At 55.8% G+C, this 20,835-nt stretch carries 15 protein-coding genes and 1 pseudogene; 6 read left to right on the top strand and 10 right to left on the bottom strand.

Going from position 1 to position 20,835, the window contains the following annotated elements; translation table 11 throughout:
• Window positions 1–343: 343 nt before the first annotated feature.
• The 3 genes from Q1M04_RS13400 to Q1M04_RS13410 all read left to right on the top strand — a co-directional run bounded on the left by Q1M04_RS13400 (window position 344) and on the right by Q1M04_RS13410 (window position 3,910).
• On the top strand, window positions 344–3,277 hold the full coding sequence (locus tag Q1M04_RS13400; protein ID WP_300448152.1) for a recombinase family protein: 2,934 nt from the start codon (window positions 344–346) through the stop codon (window positions 3,275–3,277).
• A 61-nt stretch (window positions 3,278–3,338) separates the two neighbouring features.
• Window positions 3,339–3,605 carry a DUF4160 domain-containing protein gene (locus tag Q1M04_RS13405; protein WP_300448154.1) on the top strand — a complete coding sequence of 89 codons (267 nt, stop codon included), beginning with the start codon at window positions 3,339–3,341 and terminating at the stop codon, window positions 3,603–3,605.
• An 11-nt stretch (window positions 3,606–3,616) separates the two neighbouring features.
• The gene (locus tag Q1M04_RS13410) at window positions 3,617–3,910 is read left to right on the top strand and encodes a DUF2442 domain-containing protein (RefSeq protein ID WP_300448157.1); all 294 of its coding nucleotides are present in this window, start codon (window positions 3,617–3,619) and stop codon (window positions 3,908–3,910) included.
• 35 nt (window positions 3,911–3,945) lie between these two features.
• Here Q1M04_RS13410 and Q1M04_RS13415 read toward each other — a convergent pair whose 3' ends face one another.
• The 7 genes from Q1M04_RS13415 to Q1M04_RS13445 are packed head-to-tail and all read right to left on the bottom strand — an operon-like array spanning window position 3,946 to window position 10,170.
• The gene (locus Q1M04_RS13415; protein ID WP_300448160.1) at window positions 3,946–4,620 is read right to left on the bottom strand and encodes a hypothetical protein; all 675 of its coding nucleotides are present in this window, start codon (window positions 4,618–4,620) and stop codon (window positions 3,946–3,948) included.
• Window positions 4,617–4,925 (bottom strand): hypothetical protein, encoded by a 309-nt coding sequence (locus Q1M04_RS13420; protein ID WP_300448164.1) that lies wholly within the window; start codon window positions 4,923–4,925, stop codon window positions 4,617–4,619. Before Q1M04_RS13420 ends, Q1M04_RS13415 begins: the two co-directional genes overlap by 4 nt.
• Entirely contained in the window at window positions 4,915–5,187 is a 273-nt protein-coding gene (locus Q1M04_RS13425; protein WP_300448167.1) for a hypothetical protein, read from the bottom strand. The genes Q1M04_RS13420 and Q1M04_RS13425 overlap by 11 nt, the downstream gene beginning before the upstream one ends.
• Before the next feature lie 3 nt (window positions 5,188–5,190).
• Window positions 5,191–6,426: a hypothetical protein gene (locus Q1M04_RS13430; protein WP_300448169.1), complete on the bottom strand. Its 1,236-nt coding sequence runs from the start codon at window positions 6,424–6,426 to the stop codon at window positions 5,191–5,193.
• Window positions 6,407–8,950 carry a hypothetical protein gene (locus tag Q1M04_RS13435; RefSeq protein ID WP_300448172.1) on the bottom strand — a complete coding sequence of 848 codons (2,544 nt, stop codon included), beginning with the start codon at window positions 8,948–8,950 and terminating at the stop codon, window positions 6,407–6,409. Before Q1M04_RS13435 ends, Q1M04_RS13430 begins: the two co-directional genes overlap by 20 nt.
• A 58-nt stretch (window positions 8,951–9,008) precedes the next feature.
• On the bottom strand, window positions 9,009–9,752 hold the full coding sequence (locus tag Q1M04_RS13440; RefSeq protein WP_300448174.1) for a site-specific DNA-methyltransferase: 744 nt from the start codon (window positions 9,750–9,752) through the stop codon (window positions 9,009–9,011).
• Window positions 9,753–9,798: 46 nt separating this feature from the next.
• Window positions 9,799–10,170 carry a hypothetical protein gene (locus Q1M04_RS13445; protein ID WP_300448177.1) on the bottom strand — a complete coding sequence of 124 codons (372 nt, stop codon included), beginning with the start codon at window positions 10,168–10,170 and terminating at the stop codon, window positions 9,799–9,801.
• A gap of 41 nt (window positions 10,171–10,211) precedes the next feature.
• Between Q1M04_RS13445 and Q1M04_RS13450 the strand changes: the two are divergent.
• Window positions 10,212–10,340, top strand: a pseudogene (locus Q1M04_RS13450) (class I SAM-dependent methyltransferase); the annotation flags it as partial.
• A gap of 19 nt (window positions 10,341–10,359) precedes the next feature.
• Here the strand turns inward: Q1M04_RS13450 and Q1M04_RS13455 are convergent.
• Window positions 10,360–10,917, bottom strand: coding sequence for an HD-GYP domain-containing protein (locus tag Q1M04_RS13455; RefSeq protein WP_300448180.1), 558 nt, complete (start codon window positions 10,915–10,917; stop codon window positions 10,360–10,362).
• 136 nt (window positions 10,918–11,053) lie between these two features.
• Here Q1M04_RS13455 and Q1M04_RS13460 point away from each other — a divergent pair, with 136 nt between their 5' ends.
• Both Q1M04_RS13460 and Q1M04_RS13465 read left to right on the top strand, forming a co-directional pair.
• A complete protein-coding gene (locus Q1M04_RS13460) occupies window positions 11,054–11,299 on the top strand; it encodes a hypothetical protein (protein WP_300448182.1) in 246 nt (81 codons plus the stop codon).
• Window positions 11,300–11,322: 23 nt separating this feature from the next.
• Entirely contained in the window at window positions 11,323–11,670 is a 348-nt protein-coding gene (locus tag Q1M04_RS13465) for a TIGR04076 family protein (RefSeq protein ID WP_300448185.1), read from the top strand.
• Between the two features lie 51 nt (window positions 11,671–11,721).
• Here the strand turns inward: Q1M04_RS13465 and Q1M04_RS13470 are convergent, their stop codons facing one another.
• On the bottom strand, window positions 11,722–19,701 hold the full coding sequence (locus tag Q1M04_RS13470; protein WP_300448188.1) for a SpaA isopeptide-forming pilin-related protein: 7,980 nt from the start codon (window positions 19,699–19,701) through the stop codon (window positions 11,722–11,724).
• Window positions 19,702–19,778: 77 nt separating this feature from the next.
• Window positions 19,779–20,753, bottom strand: coding sequence for a CAP domain-containing protein (locus Q1M04_RS13475; protein ID WP_300448191.1), 975 nt, complete (start codon window positions 20,751–20,753; stop codon window positions 19,779–19,781).
• Between the last annotated feature and the right edge of the window lie 82 nt (window positions 20,754–20,835).

Consider the following 20,835-nt stretch of genomic DNA (forward strand, 5'->3'; position numbering starts at 1 on the left):
AAAATAATCGGATATGTTCTTACAGGATAAAAATCATAATTGGCGAAACGGTCAAGAAGGGAGGTTTTCGACCATAGATAAGCCAAACGACAACCAGCAAATCAGGATGGAACGTATCCAGGTTTCCTGCGGCAGAACAATTCGAGTGGTATCCGTATTCCCCAAAGACGGACACTGTTCGCCTGAAGATAAATTGAAAGCTCTGATCGACCTGGAAATCCAACAGGAAAAACTGTGCGCTTGATCCCGGCACTGTCTGGGAAAAGCGCTGGATATCCGGGCCGTTTTGGAGTATTATAGCTTCGCAATGCTCTGAACGGTTTGACCAACGAAGGAGGGTAAGATGATAACGTCAAACCAGAAGAAAACCGCTCTGTACTGCCGTCTCAGCCAGGATGACAATACAGAAAACGAGTCAAACAGTATTCAAAATCAAAAAATGATCCTTCAACGGTATGCGAGTGACCATCATTTTCCTAACCCATGTTTTTATGTGGATGACGGGTACTCCGGGGCCAGTTTTCAAAGGCCGGGCTTCCAACAAATGATGGCCGACATGGAAAATGGTGAAATCGGAATCATCATTACGAAAGACCTGTCCCGCCTAGGCCGAAACCAACTTCACACTGGGTTGTACATTGAAGAGCGGTTCCCCATGTTCGGCGTCCGGTACATCGCCATCAACGACAACGTAGATACCGACAGCAGTGAGAGCAACGAGCTGATGCCGTTCAAAAATTTGTTCAACGAATGGTATGTTCGGGACTCAAGCCGCAAGGTTCGGGCCGTTTTGCGGGCTAAAGCGGAGCGCGGGGAACGAATCGGAACCAGAGCGCCCTACGGCTATCGAAAGGACGAAACCGACAACAAAAAGCTGGTGGTGGATGAGGAAGCTGCAACGGTTGTGCGCCGGATTTTCGCCATGTGTGCCGCTGGTACCGGCCCCATGAGAATCGCAAAGGAACTGCAAAAAGAACAAATCCTTTGCCCTGCTGCATACGTGTACCAAAAATACGGTACGACTCATACCGGACTAAATCTGGATGCTCCTTACCATTGGAGCGGGGATACGATCCGTGTGATGCTGGAAAATGAAGTGTACCTGGGCAACACGATCAACATGCGGTACTCCACCAAGTCCTACAAGGATAAACGGCGAATCGAACATCCCAGAGAAGAATGTCTGGTGTTTGAAAATACCCATCCGGCATTGGTTGCTCAGGAAATCTGGGACATTGTCCAACGGGTACGGCAAAACAAACGCCGACGCAATAATTTTGATGAACAGGATAAATACTCCGGACTGCTGGTGTGCGCGGACTGCGGAAACACGCTGGTGCTGCACCGCTCCCACGGCAGGGACCCGGCCCGCTATCATTTCAGCTGCTATACCTACAAGCGGAAAGGTTCCGACGCCTGTACTTCCCACTATATTCGGGAGTGTATCCTGGACGATGTGGTGCTGGAAGATCTGCGGCGGGTGACAGCGATGGCCAGGGAGCATACCAGAGAGTTTGCGGAATACATTGGCAGCAAGCAGTCCGCTGAGATACAGCGAGAAATTCGTAGACTGGAACGGGAATTGACGGCGATGCGGAAACGCAGTGCGGAACTGGATGCTATCTTCAAGAAACTGTATGAGGATCGGGTCCTCAACCACATTTCGGTGGAGCAGTTTCAGATGCTCTCTGACAGCTATGCAGGAGAGCGGGCCAGTCTGGACGCCGGTATTCCTGAGAAGGAGAGTTCCATTCAGCGGCTGAAGGATACCGTATCCAATACTGACCGCTTTATCGCAAAAGCCAAGCAGTACACTGACATCACGGAACTGACCCCGGAACTGCTGCGGCTGTTCATCCAAAAGATCGTGGTGCATGAGAAAAGCGAGAAATATTCCAAGCACGCAGAGGTGCTTTGTTTCCGGGTTCTCCGCCAGAACCTTATGCCAGTCTGCAATGATGGGCATTTCCACAAAGGCCCCGGTTTCGTCGGTAATTGTGGCGTTGTCGAAGGTAATGCCGTATCGAAGGTAGCACTCTACCAGGGAAGAATCCAGGTAGTTCTTATCCTCGTCGCTGAGGTCCCGTTTTTGGAGGGAGTACCAGATAATCAGCCGGGAGATTTTGTCGGCAAGAACAGAATCATCCCGCGCCGCCATATCCCGGAGACCGGCGTAAGAATCCAGGGAACGCCGCCGGATTGCCATGATGTTGGGGCAGTCCCGGGAGGACGGGGACATTCGCAGGTACAGCCCGCCCAGCAATTCGCAGAGAGGCCGAAACTCATGGCCCTTTTTCGGCACAATGAAAATGACCCGCCGCCCCTGCTGCCGGAGCCGTCCGCCCAAACATTGCAGGGTGAAGGTTTTGCCTGCGCCGGAGGAGCCGCCGATCCAGCAGTTTCCGTTGGTGTACTTATAATCGTCGTAAGGGTCCAGGAACACCGGGGAGCGGTTGTAGAGGTTCAACCCCAGAAAGATGCCGTTGCGGTCGCTGAGTTCATAGGAGGCGAAGGGAAACGCGGCCGCCACGCCGGAGGTCAAGGCGTTTCGCCGGGACTTCCGTTCCACGTCCTGGTCCAGAGCCAGCAGAGGCAGGGCCGAGAGGAACGCCTGCTCATTCTTGTAGTCGCAGCGCCGGGCGATCATGTCAATGGAAACGCAGAGCTTTTCCACCGCCGTCACCCGCTGTTCCAGAGTTTCCGGGTCGTCTGCAACGACTTCAATCAGCGTGTGCATATAGTAGAAATCCTCTCCCTGGCGGTTCATCACGTCCTTCAGGTAGAGGCCGGAGCTGATAGCGCTGTCCAGCTCCTCAAAGTCCGACCGGGTGTCCTCCACATCCCGCATCCGGGAGCGATTGACCATAGTGGTCTGGGCGATCTTGGAGAGAATTTTGTCTTTCGGCTGACGCTTGAAGATGAAACTGAGGTTGACGCCTTCGCCGGCCTCCACCAGCGGGGCCAGCCAGCAGGAGCCGACGGTGGTGGCGTAGCCATAGCCGGTGACATAGAGATAGGCATGAAAAACGCCGTCCACCACGATATAGTCCCGGCTTTTGGTGTCCACCGCCGTGGGAGACAGGATGTCCAGGATGGTAGTGGAACCGGATTCCAGCTCCGTCAGGTCCGGCTTCTCCTCGCCCATCAGCAATCGCTTGATGGAAAACCTCTCCTGGCTCTCCTTTTGGGCGGCGGGCTTTTTCTTCTTGGCTCTGGCCAGCGCTTTCGCGGGTTTCTTTTTCAAAAGGGTACTCATAGACTCACATCCTTGGCTTGAATTTGTGTGAAAAATGCGTATAATGGAATTAGAATCAAGGGGTGAAAAGAGGGCGTGCTCTATGCCGGAACTTTGCAGGTTTTACAACATTGTCATAAAAATGCTTTACAGCGATGACGCGCAGCACCACCGCCCCCACTTCCACGTGTATTACAACGAGTATGAAGCGTCGGTCAGCGTGGATGGGGAACTTCTGGCCGGAAGTCTGCCGGTGAAACAGCTGAAGCTGGTTCAGGCGTGGGCGCTTATCCATGAGGAAGAACTGTATATGGCATGGAATAAGGCAGTGCAGAATGTGCCGTTTGGTAAAATCGACCCGCTGAGATAAGGAGGATGGGAATGTATATCGTAGATGGTATCGCGTATGCCGGCGAGAAGGAGCCGGTCATCAAGATCAGCGGAGTACGGCCAATGGAGGACTTCAAGCTGTGGCTTCGGTTCAGCACAGGTGAAGCGAAGGTTTTTGATTTTAAACCCCTGCTGGAAAAGCCCGCCTTTGCTCCGCTGGCGGACAGGGCTGTTTTCAACGGGGTCTACATTGATTACGGCGTAACCGTATGGAACAATGGGAACATTGATATTTCTCCGAAATTCTTATATGACAATGCCATCCCGGCAAAGGAAATTGCATAGGTTTTCAAAGGATGCCGCCATTGGCGGCATCCTTTTTATTCCTCGTAAATCCCATGCACCGCCGTGGTCATATCAAACACACCCTCCGGCAGCTTTACCCGGCGGCTGGTACGCTTGTTGATGATCTCGTACAGCAGCTTCAAAACGAAATCGTCCGTGTACCGGGGCTCCAGCACCTCCAGTTCGCACACGTCCAGATACCGCCGGGCCGTGTCCGCCTCCTCGTTCAGCCGCTGAATGATGGCAGCGACGCTGTGGCCCTTGGACTTCATGTGCGCCTCGTACTGGAAGATCAGGAAGAAACGGTGCCGGATAGCGTCGCTGGCCACGCCCTGTCCGATTTCCGCGATATTGTCCTCAATCATCTCCCGGCAGGACTCGTTTTCCTCCCGTTCCGCAAAGTCCTTCATCCGCTCCACATAGTCGGCGGTGTCCGCCGGGAGGGTCCGGGCTTCCAGTTGGATATTATCCGGCGCGATTTTCAGCCAGGCAGCATAGCTGGCGATAATATTCTGACGGTCATTGGCGGATTTCAGGTAGATATTCACAGGCAGGACCTCCATAATTTTAATGAAGCGGTTATCCCGGGTCACTACCACGCCCCCTCGGATGTTTTTGATGGGAAGCCACGCCTGAATACTGTCCCGGTAGGCCCCGCCGCCGCCGGTGGCCTTGACCGCGCCGCCGAAAATCAGTTCTTTTACATTCATCTCTTTTTGCACTCCCCTCGGTATGTGATGATTCTCCGTCCCTTCCTCCAACGCCACCAGCAGCCCAGCCACCGGGTCAGGCTGTCGTCGCTGACGCCGATCAGCCCAAAGCCGCCCACAGGCACCAGCACCGTGAGGGTGACGATGATCTTCGGCGTCAGCGCCAGTGGGACAAAGACAAGGCACAGGTACAGAATGGGCAGGGTCAGAAGAATTGCCTCAATCAGATTTCGGATCTCAAACAAACCCATCACCCGCCCCGCGTCGGTAAAATTGGTGGGAATGTAGTAGGTTTCATTCGTCATATTCCGTATCCTCCACAGGCCGTAAAAGCCTGCCCTTATAAATTTCGTAGTCCTGCTTCAAAGACTGGAGCTCCTTTTCCCGCCGGGCAATCAGGATTTCAATAGCAAACCCCAGTTGTTTCTCCAGGCGTTCCGTAGCCTGAATATACCCCAACTCCGCCCGGCTGAGATATTGATTGGAGAGTCCTGCCACCGTTCCAAGTTCTGTCATAAGCAGGCCATAGCGGTGCCGCAGCACTCTCAAGCGGGTCTTGGATTCCATGGTTTACTCCTCTATGTAATCGATATAAGGAATCTTGCACCAGCCCTGCCAGCCCCGGCCCGCCGCTTCGGTCTTTACGACGCCGTACTTGGTACCCATGGCCTCAACAACATAGCCGTTTCCAATGTAGACGCCGATATGCCCAGGCTTCCAGACAGCTAGGCCCTTGATCTCCGGCATGGAGGACATCGGCCCCTTTTCTGTTGCGGACTGGTACATCTGATTGGCTCCGTAGTCCGGCATTCCATTGGTGCCGTAGCGGATCGTGCCGCTGGAAGCGTCCAGCCAGCCGTAGCCTTTAATGAGCCCGATACAATCCGCCGTCCGGCGGCCCAGCCAGTTGGCGCGGATGAAATCCTTGTATTTCCCCACGCCGTCCGGGTACTGCTTCAGCTTGTAGGCGAACAGGGATTCCGTCAGAATGTTGCCGTAGGTTCCCCATACATAGCCCCAGTTGTTTTCCCAGGCTTGTACCGCGTAGGCGGCGAGATCCAGGTTATTCTTCGTGCCGGGGCGGACAAAGCCGGATGTATCAATCCCACTTCCGTGGCTTCCCCCATGTTCGATATCGCTTCCGCCGCCTTCGTAAGAGGTATCCCCCTCATAGCTGGGGCGGTAGTCCTCAAAATAGGAACTATACTTATGAAGCGCGTCGCTGTCACGCAGGACCTCGAACATAGCTCCCGCCCAGGTCTTGGCACCGCCGTCAAAGCCCAGGCTGTCCATGAGCGCCTCCGGGTTCGGCTTTTGGACCTTTATCTTTAATATCGTGGTCACAGCGTCGCCCTCCCCGGTCAGAATGTCCAGAGAGGGCGTGAGAACAAGGTGCGCTGTACAGAAGGAGCGGACATCCTCGGCGCTCATGGTATCCAGGTCCTGTTGGTGGGCCACAGAGTTGATGGCGATGAGCCAGAGGAGGTCCTCCTCCTCAAAATCACTGGTGACTTCGATTTTATCAATCGCGGTTCCGTTTTCTTCGTACTCACTGGCAATGCTGGTGACAATGGAATCCACCTGTGTGCCGTCAAAGTCCTCCAGGCTGGTGTAGATGCCGCCGATGGTCATAGCTTGTTCCGTCATATGGGTAACGGCCTCCGTCTCGGAGCTGCCATAGCCAAAAAACATATTGGGCAGGGCGGTGAAAATCAGCAGGGGGATCAGCAGCAGCAAAACCACAGCGCCAACGATCACTTTCATAATGAGAGGGATTTGCGGGGGTTTACGGTCTTGGTTTCTCATAGGTCCCTCCTTGCTCTGAACGCTCATGCTTTGCGCGAGTGGAGCGTTTTGGCGCTCCCTTCACCGTTCCTGTGGGACTGGCGGCGGGCCTTCCGTCGGGGCGGGCAATCGGCCCTCCGCCCTTTATCGGAGGATCGGCGGACGCAGAGACCCTGCCCTGTTCCTGCCGGACCGGGCTGGAGCCGCGCTGCTTTGATTTGGCGCCCGTTTGCGTAGAGATACTGCCGCCCGTTCCTGCCGGGCCGGGGCGGACAACTGGCCCGCCCCCTGTCGCCTTTGTTCCGGTGGGAATTTGGGCTTTGCCTGCTTCCTGCTGAACCGGGCTGGAGCTGCGCTGCTTCGGCGGAGAAACCGTCTGCGCCGGGACCGTGCCGCCCGTTCCTGCTATGCCGGGGTGGATTTTGGGCGCGCCGTCTTTTTGAACCACTTCCCCGGAAGAAGGGCCGCCGAATTGCTCTCTCCGGGCCGGGCTGGGGCTTCTGTCCCGCGACCGCATGGCCTTGTCGGAAACGGTTCTGCCGCCAGTTCCCGCCGGAGCGGGAGGCGCAGCGGCCCCGCCGCTTTTGAGCGGGGCTGTGGCAGAGGTGGATTGCTTGGCCGCTTCCTGCCGGGCCGGGGCAGGTCCCTGCCTTTTTGAGCGAGGCGTGTTCCTATCCGCGCTGCCTCTGGTTCCTGCTGGAGCGGCCGCAGGCTTCCCGCCGGAGCGGACGGCGGAACCTCCACCCTTTTTGGTGGAGGTTTCAACAGTAGAAGATGCCAAATGCTGTTCCTGCCGGACCGTACTGGAACTCTGCCGTCTCGACGGAGAATCTGACCGCGCGGTGACAGCGGTTCCTGTTCCTGCGGGACCAGAATGGCGCATCCTCGATTCAGACGGCGATGCCGTTTTGTCCTTTCGGGTGGAGCAGGTTTCGGACTGCTGGGCAGAACGGCTCCCTTGCTGCCGGGGACTCCGTGAGGAAGGTCCTTGTTTGCCGCTGCCTGCCCGCGCGCCATCATCCGTGGGCGGTGCGGTTCTTGTTACACCGGACAGTCCGCTCCTTCCGGCGCCACCAGCAGGTGCAGCTGTGGCCGCGGTTCCAGAAACAGAAGAACCTCCGCCCATACCAACTTGCCCATCATCGAAATCGTCTCCAACATAAACATTGACTCCGCGCCGGGAGGGAGTGCCGCCGGTTCTGCTTGTTTTACCGGAATGCCGCAGGGGATCGCGGCCAGCGCCGCCGCTGAAACCGCTGCCGGCTCTGCTGGCGCCGCCTGGAGTTTCCCCATGGATTTTGGCGCCGGTGGCTGTCGAAGTTCCTGCCGCGGCATCCGTTCCAGTGCCGCCAATATTCGATGCTCCACGCCGTGCGCCTTGTGGAACGGCGGATTTTCTGGAAGCACCGCCTCTCTGACTGGCCTGTTGGGGAGCGCTCTTGGCTGATTCTTTTGCCGCACCCTGCGGGGCAGTTCCCGTCTGCTGTTCCTGGGACGAACCGGGCCGCTGGGCCGCGCCGCGCTGCCCGCCCGAACGGAAAGCCGCTCCAGCAGCTCCCGCCGTGCCAGCAGCGCCAGCGGTTCCTGCCGCACCTGCCGCGCCGGCCGCAGCCTTAACGCCTCCCGCAACAGCTCCGGCGGCTGTGCTTGCTCCGCCGGTTGCCGCCGCCCCGATTGTTTTGACCACTTTGGAGGTGGCGCTCCGCAAAACGGTATAGGCCAAAACGCTGCCGAAACCCTTGCCCCGGTCCCCGGTAATGGCAGGATTCAGGCCAATGCGGGTAATGATTTCATCCGCTTTCCTGGCGACCTTTACAATGGTGATAATCAGGACCATCCACGGAAACACATCCAGGCCGCTGGGTACGGTGGACACCACGGACAGCAGCATCTTGAAAAACATCACATTGGTCACCATCAGCAGACACATACTGCCGAACATCCGGCACCAGCCCGTGAAAATCTCCGCCGTGCTTTTGCTGCCGCCCATGGAAAAGGCAAGCGGCGCTGTAATCGTCAGCACCGCCAGAATGACATAGCGCTCCGCCACTTCCAGTAGCAGCTTCAGCACCTTGAACATGATGATAATGTCAAAAATAATGACCAGCAGCCACGCCGCTGTAAGGGTTCCGAAAACGCCGCTGTCCACCAGATGGACATTGATGGCGTCGGGGACCTCCAGCAGGTCCATAATTCTTGAAGTGAGGTTCAGGCCAATTTCACAGATCTGCGGACTGGCCAGAAGCAGGAATGAAAACACGAAGGTCCGGGCAAACAGCAGTTTCGGGTCCTCGCCCTCAAAGCCCAGGCCGGAAACCATGCTGCGGATGGCCTGGAACACCAGATTTCCCAACAGCAGCGCCCAGCCCACCGCCAGAAAGACCTCCATAATGTCCTCAACTACCGGGACATGGGTTTTGATATACGCGAAGTCCAGCGTCATGATGTCCAGCAGCGACGAGAAGAAAAAATTCCAGCACTCCAGGATCAGGCTGTAGACCCACTCGAAGAAGCCTTGAAAGATAAGTTCCAGCAGGATAATCACCTCCTTATTTGACTACGACCACCCCTGGAAACTCAGGGGGCCTCAACATCGCGCCCTTCTACTCGATATCCCGAAGTCTTTTGTGTATCGTTTCAAAATAGGCCGGTTCAATCTCCGCCCCCAGGTACTTCCTGCCGGACAGGACCGCAGCCATCGCCGTACTGCCGCTGCCCATGAACCCATCAAAAACCAATTCTCCCGGCTCGCTGGACAGTTGAATCAGCCATGATAGAAACTCTACATTTTTGATTGTCGGATGATAGATTTGATGCCGTTTCTGCCAAGTGGAGTTATACGTCGCTTTAGGATACTCCGGCCCAAACCAGCAGGCATTAAAACGGGTCTTGTACCGTTGGCTTGGCTTTCGGCCCGCTCGGAAACAGCTTCCCTCTTTCTTTCGGTTCTGGAGCAGCGTCGTCCGGTTGAACACGCGGCGGCCCTTCTGGCAAAATATGATCCACTCCGCGTTATTGGCAAAACTCCCCCGCAAATCGCCAATGCCGCCAATTGTACCCTTTTCTACGACCAGGCAGTTTTTCACCGTAAATCCCGCCCGCTTCAAGCAAAGATAGTGGTAGGGATAGCGGTCGAAACGGGTGAAAAAGTAGGCGTGGCTGTTTTTCTTTAGAATACGGTAACACTCATGAGCAAAACGCTCATAATCTATGCCATCATCTCCGGCAAGCAAGGGGTGCCTGCGGTGTGTATATTGGTTCTGATAGGCGATTCCATAAGGCGGGTCCGTTAGGATCAAGGATACAAAATCATCCGGTATTTGCGGAAGAAGCTCCATGCAGTCCATATGGAATATTTTATTGAGAAATGTCCTGTTTGCCATGGAAACGGTATTAGGGCGTGAGGGTAGCAAGGCCGGAGAATTTAGGAACGATGTAGGCGATAAAAGCTCCGATGCCGTTGATGATGGCCCAGCAAATCCAGATGCGTTTGAGCCAGTCCCACGCCTGGTCTACCTTGTGCTGATTGTTGGAGAGCTTTGCACCAATGACCGCCACGGCGGACATGAGGCCCGCCAGCACGGTGCTGATGCCCGCGATCTGTGTGTACAGGTCGATGATGATGGTCTTTGCCACGGCAAACAGGTCCTGCACCGCAAAAGCGGGGACGGTGAGGCAGGCGCAGATGATGACCAGCATCATGATGCGGCTGTAGTACCTGGGCAGATTGGGACCGATGCGGTCCCGGAAGATGTGTTTATTCAAAATAAGACCTCCTGACATAAAATCTGACTTGCCGCTTCCGTCTTGTCAACGGCTTTTCTTTGCGGCGGGTGGTAGAACCCCATCCGCCGGAGAGCATGATGGAGCTTCCGGGAATGCGGGATGAGCTGCGCCGTCCCATGATGCTGCTGGTTTCCGCCGCTGCTTTCTGACGGCAGCCGCAAAGGCGTTTCAGTAAACAGCGGCATAAACGCCGCCGATATGATAGCGGAAGCATATCAGTATATCCGGCGAAAAAGCGCCGCAGGCTCCATCGGAAATCATGGACGCGGCTTGCGTCCAGAGATATGCTGGTTTATAGGAACGGGGATGAATCAGCGCGTCGAAAGCGTCCGCCAGCCCCACCACCTGGACCCAAGGGGCAATCTGGCAGCCGGTCAGTCCGTCCGGATAGCCGCCGCCGTCCCAGCGCTCGTGATGATGGCGGCAGACGTCGCAGATCAGGGGAAAGTCCTCCCGGGCGGAGAGGGCCGGGTCCTCCGCCAGAAGGCGGCAGCCCTCGGTAGTATGGGACTTCATGATGGAAAACTCTTCCGGAGTCAGGAAACCGGGTTTGTTTAGAATTGCCGGGGGAATGGCCTTTTTCCCAGCATCATGAAACACTGCCAGCTCGGAATAGTGGTCAATATCCTGAACCGGCATCCGGGAAATAGCGCCGGCGCTGGAGAACGCCAGCAGCAGGTGCTTTGTCAAAGCCTGGAATTGTGTGCTGTGAGATGTGTTATGCAAGGCATTTTCCTCCTTGTCAAGTCTGAATTGTCACGAAAAGTCCGTTCCTTTTTCTCTGTTTCCGCCATTGCTTTCCCGGCAGCGTCCAGCTACAATGTTTATCGGCTGTGAAAAAATGAACGGAGGATACTGCGGTATGGAGTTGAAGTACGATCCCCTATGGGATGAAAGCGGAGAGATGCGGAGAGGTTGCACCGTGCGGGAAGCCCTGGCCTGGCTGACGAGGTTCGGAAGCCACAGTGCCGGTGAGAATGTCTGCATCAACGGTGTGAACTATAAAATTGGTCGCCTGCTCTATGGCCCGAACCGGCCGGAAATCGTGGACAGGCCCATTTCCCGCGTCTGTGACGGCTATTACCGGCAGTTGAATTTCAGCGTGTGAGTCCAACGCTCTGAGGTGCTGATATGAAGAAAGTCAAAATCACAATCCTGCAAACTACCTTTAATAAGGCGCTGGCCGAAATTTACGGCGCCGAAGGACTTGGCCCTTGCCCCATGATGAAAGAAGGGCAGGTTTTCTATGCGGACTACGCCAAACCGGACGGCTTTTGCGACGAGGCATGGAAAGCCGTTTATCAGTATGTTTTCGCCCTGGCTCATAGCGCTGGCAACGATGTCTTTTATTATGGCGACTGGATCAGGGTACCCGGCGTCGCGATATGCAGCTGCAACGATGGTCTGCGCCCGGTCATTATGAAGCTGGAAGCCACTGACGAAGAATCCAAAATAGACTACACGCCTGTAGAAAGATAATGTGACGCTGTTATACAGAGGCGGCCCCGGGATGGGGCCGCCTCTTTTCACTTAATAGCCAGTCTTGGGGAGCTTAGGGGTAACGGTGGGTGTCAGTTTGCGGATAACCGTGACCCAAGTTCCCTGGGCTGTCTGCCAGGTTCCCTGGTACTTGCCTCCGGCGTCGGCCCGGTTGACAAGCTGATAGCCGTTTGCCGCTGTGCCGCTGACGGCAACGGTCAAAGTGGGGCTGCTGGTGGACTGGAAGCCCACAGGAACCTTGCCGAAATCGAAGTAAACGTCCGTGACATACTCCCCAGCCTGCATGGGGATGGCGCTCAGACTGAAGGAGTAGGTGCTGGTGGTAATCAGGTTGGAGGCCAAAACCTGATAAGTGCTTGTATAGTTGGTTTTATACAGAATCCGGTAGTTCAGCCGGGCGCTGTAGGTGCCGGTGCTGATGACCATGGCCCGGGCTGCGTCAGTGGGAATCCGGTCATGCCAGTAGAAATTTTCGAGAGGCACGTTGCTGGTGTTGGCAATGGTGAAGTCATAGCGCATCTGATTCCCCGCCAGGACTTCCGCGTTGCCCCGCTTCGTGATGGTGACCCCCAGGCCGGCGGGCTTATCGTAGTCGCTGACCTTGATGATCTGGCCGGAGTATTCCAGCGTTTCATCAAACACGGTCTTGCTGAGCTGCCAATAGGCCGGAGCCGTCACCTCAACGATTTTGTACCGTCCCAGCGGCAAGGGCTTGGAGGCCGCAATGCCTCTGGCGTCAGTGGTGATGTAATCCACCACCTTGTTGCTGCGGGGATCGCTGATTTCATAGACCGCGCCCTGGAGCGGGGTTCCTGCGGGGGTGCCGGTGACTTCGTTGTACTCGGCGGCATACTTCATCACCTGAATCTGTCCGGTAATCGGGGTGTTCTCCCACTCAATCTCAATCGTTTTTCCGGGCTGGACATAGATGGTCTTGTACTCCTTGTCCAGCTCGTAGCCGGGTGCGGCCTCCAGTTCGCGGAGGTACAGCCGCCCCTTGCCCTGGACGGTCAGATCGTCAATGTAGATATACCCCTCGTTGTCTGTGCTGTATTGCCCGATAGGGTTCTTATTTTCATCATACAGCAGGAATTTCACGTCATAGATGCCGTCTCCGGTGACGGAATTGATTTTGTGAATGATGATCCCGCTAAAAGGAGCGTTGGTTACGGTGAGGGTGGTTGTCTCATTGTCCCGGATGGTGAAATAGTGGGGAGTCGCGTCGATTTTGTAGCCCTCAGCGGCTTTCAACTCAACAGCGTAGTAATCTCCGGCGTCCAGATTCACATGGACCCGGCCATTTTCTCCTGTGGTGACGGTTTCAATGAGAGCGCCGTCCATACCCCGGATTTCAAAGGTAACGCCGGGAATGCGCCTGGTTTCGTCGCTGGCGCTGACCTTAATCAGCTCCAGGCCGCCAATGGGCGCATTGTAGAAGGTCAAGGTCTGGGCCTCGCCCTCCTTGATCTCAATAGATTTCGGCGTGCCATCCAGAACGAACCCGTCCACTGTCTTTGTCTCCTTGGCAGTGATGACCGTTCCGGGCTTCAATCCGGAGAGCGTGATGCGGCCGTATTCGTCCGTCCGGTAAATGCCCTGATTGGGTCCAATATACGCGCCGCTGCTGTCGGTAATCAGGAACTCAACCCCGGCCAGGGGCTGGTCCTTGGTGCCTGTCACCAGCTTCTGAATCGTCAGCGTGGTGCCGGGAACATTGTAAAATTTGAGCGTCTGCGTATCCGCCGGATTTACCTTGACCGTCTGGGTCTGCGTCGCCGGGTCAATGGTGTAGCCCGGCAAACATTTTACCTCTTTTGCCACGATGGTGCCGGTGACCCCGCTGATACGGATTTCTCCAGCGTCATTGGTGGTATAGCGTCCATTGCTGGAGAGATGTCCATTGGCATTGTCAACAAACCCGCCCTCAGCATAGGTCAGCTCAAATTCCACTCCGGCCAGCGGTTTTCCAGTCAGCTTGTCCAGCTTCTGAATCACAAGAGTCCCTGCCATTTTATTGGTAAAGCGGAGAACCTGCGCTTCGCCCTCTTTGATAAGAATGGACTTCGGCGCGCTGTCCAGCACCACACCCTCGGGGACCTTGATCTCCTTCGCGGTGACGGTAATTCCGGGAGTGAGGCCCGGGATGACCACGCAGCCGTTTTCATCCGTGGTGTATTCGCCGTTGCTGTTCCCCACGAACGCGCCGGAGGAATCCGTGACCAGGAAGGTAACGCCCTTCAAGGGTTCGTTGCCGGTCTCGGTCTCCAGGTACTTCTCGATGGTGAGCGTGTTCGCCGGAATGTTGTAGAAGGTCGCCGTCTGCGTTTCCTGCGGATTCACCGTGATGGTCTGGCTCTCTCGGCCCGGCTCAATGGTGTAATTGGGCAGGGGCCGGGTTTCTTTTATTACGACGGTCCCGACGATGCCGGTGATGTGGATTTCGCCATGGTCATCCGTGGTGTAAAGGCCCTTGGAGGACAGATGCCCATTGTCCGTGTCAACGTAGCCGCCCTCGGCGTAGATCACTTCAAATTCCACACCCGCCAGGGGCTCGCCAGTGATCTTATCCAGCTTCCGAATCACGAGAGAACCAGCCTTCGCATTCCAGAAGGTGAGATTCTGAGCCTTGCCTGCCTCAATCTTGATGCTTTGGGGGCGGCCATCGAGAACGTAGCCATCCACCGTCTTGATTTCCTGCGCGGTGATGGTCGTCCCAGGCTCCAGGCCCTCCAGCACGATCTCGCCAGCGTTATTGGTATAGTAAACGCCTCCGTCGGGATTCAAGGGCTTGCCAGAGCCGTCCACTACCTTGAAGGCCACGCCAGCCAAAGGCTCGTTGGCGGTGCCCTCGATGTATTTATGGATCGTCAGCGTCATCTTGGGGTCGTTCTCAAAGGTAAGATCGTTTCCTCCTCCGCTGGAATTTCCTCCGGAGCTGCTGCCGCCAGAGGAAGTTCCACCGCTGGTCCAACTGTTGCCGGAGCCATTTTTGACAATGATGGTCTTGGGCGTTGTATCCAGCACATAGCCGTCCGGCACCCGGCTTTCAGACACCACAACGGTACTGCCAGGGATGAGGCCCGTCACTACGACGGTCCCGTCCTTTCCCGTGACATAGCGCCCCAGCACATTGCCATCACCGTCTTTGACCACAAATTCCGTATTAGGAACCGGCTTTCCGGTGACGGAATCCAGCTTCGTGAGGGTCAGGCTGCACATGGGGTCGTTATAGAAGCGCAGTGTCTGTGTATCCTGGGGATTGACCACGACGGTCTGGCTCTTATCATTGGAGCCAATCACATAACCATCCGGGGCCTTTTCCTCTGTGACCACCAGGGTGCCGGTCACTTGGGTGATCTTGATCTGCCCGTTGGAATCCGTGAAGTAGATGCCATTAGAGGACAGCTTGCCGCCCTCGGTATCCACTACGCGCCCGTCGGCGTAGAGCACCTTGAATTGCGCACCAGCCAAAGGAGCCTTGGTGACGGAATCCAGCTTTTCGATCAGCAGAGTCCCGGCCCTCTTGTTCCAGAAGGTCAGGCGCTGGACCTCGCCGCCTTTGATTAAGATATCCTGGGGCGTTCCATCCAAGACGAACCCATCCACCGTCTTGATCTCGCGGGCCTTGACCGTGGTTCCCGGCTCAATGCCGCTGAGGACAATCTCACCGGCTTTGTCGGTATAATAGGTTCCATCATCAGGGCCTACCGCCGCACCGGAACCGTCGGTGACCTTGAAGGCAACGCCGCTCAGAGGCTTGTTTTCGGTACCCTCGATGAACTTCTGGATAATGAGGGTTGTTCCAGGCTGATTGTCAAAAATCAGACCGTTGGCCACGCCGGAGCGCACCACGATGTTCTTGGGCGTTTGATCCAGAATGTAGCCCGTGGGCGCTTTCTGCTCGGAAACCATGACGGTTGCGTTGGGCCGCAGGCCGGAGACCGTCACGGTGCCGTCGGACCCGGTGGTGTAGAGTCCGTTGTTGGGGCCGATCACATGACCGTCGCTGTACTGGACCAGGAACTGTCCGCCGGAGAGCGGCTTATGCGTCACGGCGTCTCGTTTCAAAATGGTCAAAGTGCAGAGGGGATCGTCATAAAAACGGAGGGTCTGCGTGTCCCCTGCATTGACTACCACCGTCTGGGGAGTGGGGTCCTTTTGATAAAAGTCGGGAGCCTTGTCCTCGGTCACGATCAGCGTTCCGGGCTGGACCTTAGAGAGCACGATCTGTCCGTTCTGGTCCGTGGTATAAAGGCCGTTGGAACTGGTCAGGCCCTCGTTGTCCGGCAGCAGCTCGCCGTTGGAATACACGATTTTGAACTGTGCGCCGGCAAGAGGCTGCTTGGTGATCTTGTCGTATTTTTCGACGATCAGCCCGCCTTTCGGGGTATTGGTCACAATAACAGTTTGGGTATCTCCGTTGGGGCCGATCATGACATTGGTGCTGGGCGTATCAATGACGTAGCCCGCCGGAGCCTTGATTTCGGTTAAGATCAGCGCACCCGGCGCGAGATTGGATATCCGGATTTCACCGTTGGAATCGGTGGTGAAAATTCCGTTTTGCGTAAGAGTTGCGGTGCCGATTACGCCGTCCAGCCCAACCTCGCAGCCCGCCGCCGTGGTTACGCGGAACTGCGCGCCGGGAAGGGGCTGACCGCTGATGCTGTCCCGCTTCTGGATAATGAGCTTTCCACGGGGCTGGTTTTTGAAGGTGAGGCTGACTGTACGGCCCTCCTTGATTTGGATGGTTTGCGACTGGGTGTCGATGATGAAGCCATCCGGGGCCTTGGTCTCCGTCACAATGACGCTTTTCCCAGGCTTCAGCCCTTCAATGCGAATTTCCCCATGAGCATCCGTGCGGTAGATACCATTAGAATCACCAATCAGAGTACCATCCGCATAAGTGACTTTGAACTCGGCATCCTGGAGGGTAATGCTGGGATTTACGGAACATACCTTCCGAATCAGGAGGTTCCCATCAGGAGCATTGTCAAAACGAATTGTGATGACACTCTGCTCACCACTGTCTGCCAGGTACACGGTTTCGGAGGAATTGATGATGCTGTACCCGTCTGCCGGGTCCACCTCTTCGATGACGTATGTACCGCTTTTTAAGCCGGTCCAGATGCAGGTACCGTTTTTCCCTGTCACCTTCTGGCCGATCACGGTGCCGCCTGTACCGCTGGTTCCGCCGAGATAACGCAGCTGGAAGGTGCAGCCGGGCAGGGCCTCATGAGTCACGCTGTCATATTTTTCGACTATGATCGCATTCAGCGGCTCGTTCTGGAAGGTGACGGTTTTACTTTCGTTGCCGTGGATGATGACGGTTTGGGTGGTGGGTTCCTTCATCTGGAATCCAGGAGCCGGGGCTACCTCGGTGATGGTGAACTCACCGGGATACAGCTTCTTGCCCTGCTCGTGGAGCTTGATCTCGCCATTGGCGTCCGTGAACAGGTAGCCGTAGTCCGCAGAGGCGGGCGCATCGGAGGCTTCGCCGTTGGACGTATAGGTAACATGGAATTTCGCGCCCTCAATCGGCGCCCCCGCGACGGAATCCTCCTTGAAAATCGTGATTTGAGGTTCTTTGCGGTTCCTGAAAACCAGTTCCTTTACATCGCCGGCGTTCAGGCTGATGGTCTGCACCCGGTCGGCGTCCTTGTCCGGCAGATACCAGGGCGACGGAACGGAAATCTCCGTGACCCGGTACGTTCCAGGGACAACGTATTTCGTCACTTTACCGTCAGGCCCGGTGGTCCAATCGTCCTGATAATCGCCGTTGATGGCCTCCACCCGCAGGACGGTGCCGGGGATGGGCTCCTTCGTGTCGGCGTCAATTTTCGAGAGGGTCAGTTCGGGTTTTTTGAGGTTCTGGAAAATGATCTCTTTCTCATCGCCGCCGTTGAGGGAGATCGTCTGCGTGGGCTCATCACTGATGTAGTAGGGCTCCGGAACGGACTGCTCCGTAATTTTATAGCTGCCGGGAGCAACCCGCAGCTCTGCGGAGCCGTTGGCCTCGGTAGTTACCTCGTGGCGGTAATCCCCGTCGATGGCCTCCAGCAGGAAAACGGTGCCGGGGATTTTTTTGTTAGTACCCTTCTCGACCTTCGAGATCTTGAGCAGGGGCTGCTTGAGGTTATCAAAAATCAGCTCCTTGCTGTCTCCGGCTTCCAGCCAGATCGTCTGGGTGGGCTCATCGCCAACGACCCAGGGGTCCGGGACGGACTTCTCCGTCACCTCATAGCTATCGGAGGGGATGGCGGTCAGCGTGGCCTTACCGTCCGGGCCTGTGGTCACGTCATTGTGGTAGCCAAGATGGATACCCTTGATTTCAAAGTGAGCCCCGGGGATCACATCCCCAGTTTTGGCATCCCGTTTCAGGATGGTCAGGTTCGGGAGCTTTTTGTCCGCTGCCGAAACGGTGACCGTGCCTCCGCCGTTGATGGTGGTCTGATCTACATGGGCGATGACCGGCTCCGTCAGCTTGGCGTAAGGAGAGGGGGCGGACACCTCGACGAAGGCATACATGCCCTCGGTCACATCGGTAACGGTGATGCTTCCGTCCGTCTTTGTGGCCTCGGTTCCGATAATCTGGCCGTCTTTCAGGATATTAAAAACGGCGCCGGGGAGGGGGTTGTTGGAATCATCCAGTTTCATGAGCTTGATCTTGACCTTGGCGTCGTTCTCAAAAACAAGAGAAACGTCTGTTTTGCCGTCCCACACAAAGGTCTGCTTCACCTTGCTGGAATCCGGGCTGAGGCTGTACCCCTCCGGCGGGGTGACCTCCTCCGCGAGATAGCTGCCAGTCGGCATAGACTCCCAGGGTACATCGGTCAGATACCCTCCTCCGCCAGTGGTGTAGGTTCCGACAAAGCTGTTATCCACACCTGTAATCTTGATAACCGCCCCAGCAAGACCCTTCGTCGGGTCGTCCGCGTCTACTTTGCGGATGCTGCCCTCAGCAGGCGTATCCGGTGTCTCGGGGGTGCCAGGCTTGCGGGTATCGCTGAAAGTAACCGTCACCGTATTATTGCCGTTGTTGGGCAGCGTCACATACTGAGGACCAGCATTATCAATTTCGTATCCTGCAGGTCCTTCAGTTTCAGTGATTGCATAGGTATTTGCGGACAGATTCGTGATTTTACAGGTGCCATCCGCTCCTGTTACGACATCCTCAGAATAAGACCCATTTTGGCTCTGGATATGAAATTTTGCACCAGCAAGTCCTTTCGTGGGATTGGAGGAGTCCACTTTCTTGACAATCAAGAAGTAGTCCTCCTTGGGCTTGTTTTCAATGGAATGATCCCCAAGGATGATCTTTTGGACAGAAGAAGCCGGGTGAGTGCCGCTCCCGGAACCCGTGAAACTATATTCATATGCTTGACACTTGCCCCAGACGCCACGCTCCCCAAGTTCCAGTACATACTGGGAAATGTCCCGGAAAGTATTGGTGCTGCCGTCTCGTTTTTCGTCGATGCTGGTGTAACTGGTTCCTTCGATGGAATTGTACACTGCCATCAGCTCCTCGGCGCAGGCCACAACGGGATCGCTGAGGAGGCCCTGCTTGTAGCGCCAGATGACCGCCTGTACCCAAGCATTCATACGCCAGCAATACGCTTCGCTCCAGATATTGTTTTCTCCCATGGCGATGGCTTCATCCGAGAACTCATTGTTCGCATGGGAGTAAAAATAGGCCATCATGGTAATGACGGTGGGGTCCGTAATTTCCTGCTTGTTGCCCCAAGTCTGACCTCTCAGACTGTCACCCATGCCGCCGCCTTTCGTGCCGCAGAAGCCGACGGTCGTGGCCGTGCCATTCTGGAAATACATCTGATGGAGCTGCGCACGACCCAACGCAGCAGATTGGTAGCTGACGCCGGTATAGCCGAAATTCTTCAGCTTGATCGTGTCACTGGCGGCAAAAGCCGTCGTGGGAATCAGACCGAAGACGCAGACAAGCGTTAGAAACAGAGCTGTTAGGCGAGTTCGCAAGGGGTGATTCATCTTTTTCATAGAGATATCCTTTCAAATTTTTTAAAAGAAAGCTCCTCAGCAGTTACTGAGGAGCTTTTGGCGGAAAGATGGAGTTGTCAAGAGTAAGCGCTCACCCAGTCAGGGGAGCCCACTACCATGTAGCAGTAGACCCGATAGCCAGAGTTCGTGACACCAGTGCCGACACAGGTGGCATCCTCCATAAGCATTGTTTTCAGGTGTCCGGGAGAGTTGACCCAAGCGGTGACAGCGACCTGTGCTGCGTTGTCGAAGTCATCCAGGCCCATAGTCACTAGATTATACATGGCACCATGAGACCAACCATATTTCGGGAGGATTTTGCTGTCATAGGGCCGATGCTCTGGGACACACTGCGTAGACACGTCTTGGGCGGCATCCATCAGCGCATCATTGACAGGCAGAATCGCTAGACCGTGTTCCTGGCGAACTTCGTTAATAAGCCGAACCATTTCCTGCCGGATCTCCATATTAGCGTTCAGGTCAATCTCCGCAGGAGCAGAGGCGTCTGCCTTCACTGTGAAAACCAGAGACCCGGATTCCCCAGAGGGGCTGGTAACTGTAACCGTGGCGGAGCCGGGGGCCTGGGGTACAACGACCCAGTATCCGGCAACTTGTTCCAGTGAGACAATCGACGGATTGCTGGAAATTGCGGTGCAGTTTGTTCCGGAGGGGCTAATGAGGAGAGAGCTTCTTTCCCCGATCGTCAATTCCGTACCTTTTACACTGCTGACTTTAAGTGTTCCCGCCGAAGAAGATGCCGGCTGCGTAGCGTCCTTCATCGGAGATTCCCCGGTATAAGGCGCGGTGCTGTCCACCTGTACGCCGTCCTGGTAGTAAACATTGAACCCCACAGCCTTACCAATGTCTCGCAGTTTGACATAATTGTTTCCGAGAATGTTATAGGCTATCATGTGTACCTGCTGTCCATCGACATAGATGGGGGACCAGGCCGGTTCCGCCGTGATTCCTGCGGCAACTGCCCCGCCTGTCAGCACAGCGCCCAGGGCCAGCCCCATGAGTATCATGCTCATATCCCTTTTGAATCGGCTCATAAAGCCCTCCTTTTCTGAAGCGACATTGCGCTCACTTTTTTGTAGTGTATCTGGGATAATTTGAGCATAGTACAGCTTTTCC

The organism is uncultured Oscillibacter sp., from assembly GCF_950073225.1.
Taxonomy (GTDB): Bacteria; Bacillota; Clostridia; order Oscillospirales; family Oscillospiraceae; genus Oscillibacter.

What these genes read in the sequence shown, in the direction of transcription:
- Q1M04_RS13400 (WP_300448152.1), top strand. Translation starts at nt 344, where the DNA reads ATGATAACGTCAAACCAGAAGAAAACCGCTCTGTACTGCCGTCTCAGC.
- Q1M04_RS13465 (WP_300448185.1), top strand. Translation starts at nt 11,323, where the DNA reads ATGAAGAAAGTCAAAATCACAATCCTGCAAACTACCTTTAATAAGGCG.
- Q1M04_RS13420 (WP_300448164.1), bottom strand. Translation starts at nt 4,925, where the DNA reads ATGACGAATGAAACCTACTACATTCCCACCAATTTTACCGACGCGGGG.
- Q1M04_RS13440 (WP_300448174.1), bottom strand. Translation starts at nt 9,752, where the DNA reads ATGGACTGCATGGAGCTTCTTCCGCAAATACCGGATGATTTTGTATCC.
- Q1M04_RS13470 (WP_300448188.1), bottom strand. Translation starts at nt 19,701, where the DNA reads ATGAAAAAGATGAATCACCCCTTGCGAACTCGCCTAACAGCTCTGTTT.
- Q1M04_RS13475 (WP_300448191.1), bottom strand. Translation starts at nt 20,753, where the DNA reads ATGAGCCGATTCAAAAGGGATATGAGCATGATACTCATGGGGCTGGCC.
- Q1M04_RS13460 (WP_300448182.1), top strand. Translation starts at nt 11,054, where the DNA reads ATGGAGTTGAAGTACGATCCCCTATGGGATGAAAGCGGAGAGATGCGG.
- Q1M04_RS13425 (WP_300448167.1), bottom strand. Translation starts at nt 5,187, where the DNA reads ATGGAATCCAAGACCCGCTTGAGAGTGCTGCGGCACCGCTATGGCCTG.
- Q1M04_RS13415 (WP_300448160.1), bottom strand. Translation starts at nt 4,620, where the DNA reads ATGAATGTAAAAGAACTGATTTTCGGCGGCGCGGTCAAGGCCACCGGC.
- Q1M04_RS13430 (WP_300448169.1), bottom strand. Translation starts at nt 6,426, where the DNA reads ATGAGAAACCAAGACCGTAAACCCCCGCAAATCCCTCTCATTATGAAA.
- Q1M04_RS13405 (WP_300448154.1), top strand. Translation starts at nt 3,339, where the DNA reads ATGCCGGAACTTTGCAGGTTTTACAACATTGTCATAAAAATGCTTTAC.
- Q1M04_RS13410 (WP_300448157.1), top strand. Translation starts at nt 3,617, where the DNA reads ATGTATATCGTAGATGGTATCGCGTATGCCGGCGAGAAGGAGCCGGTC.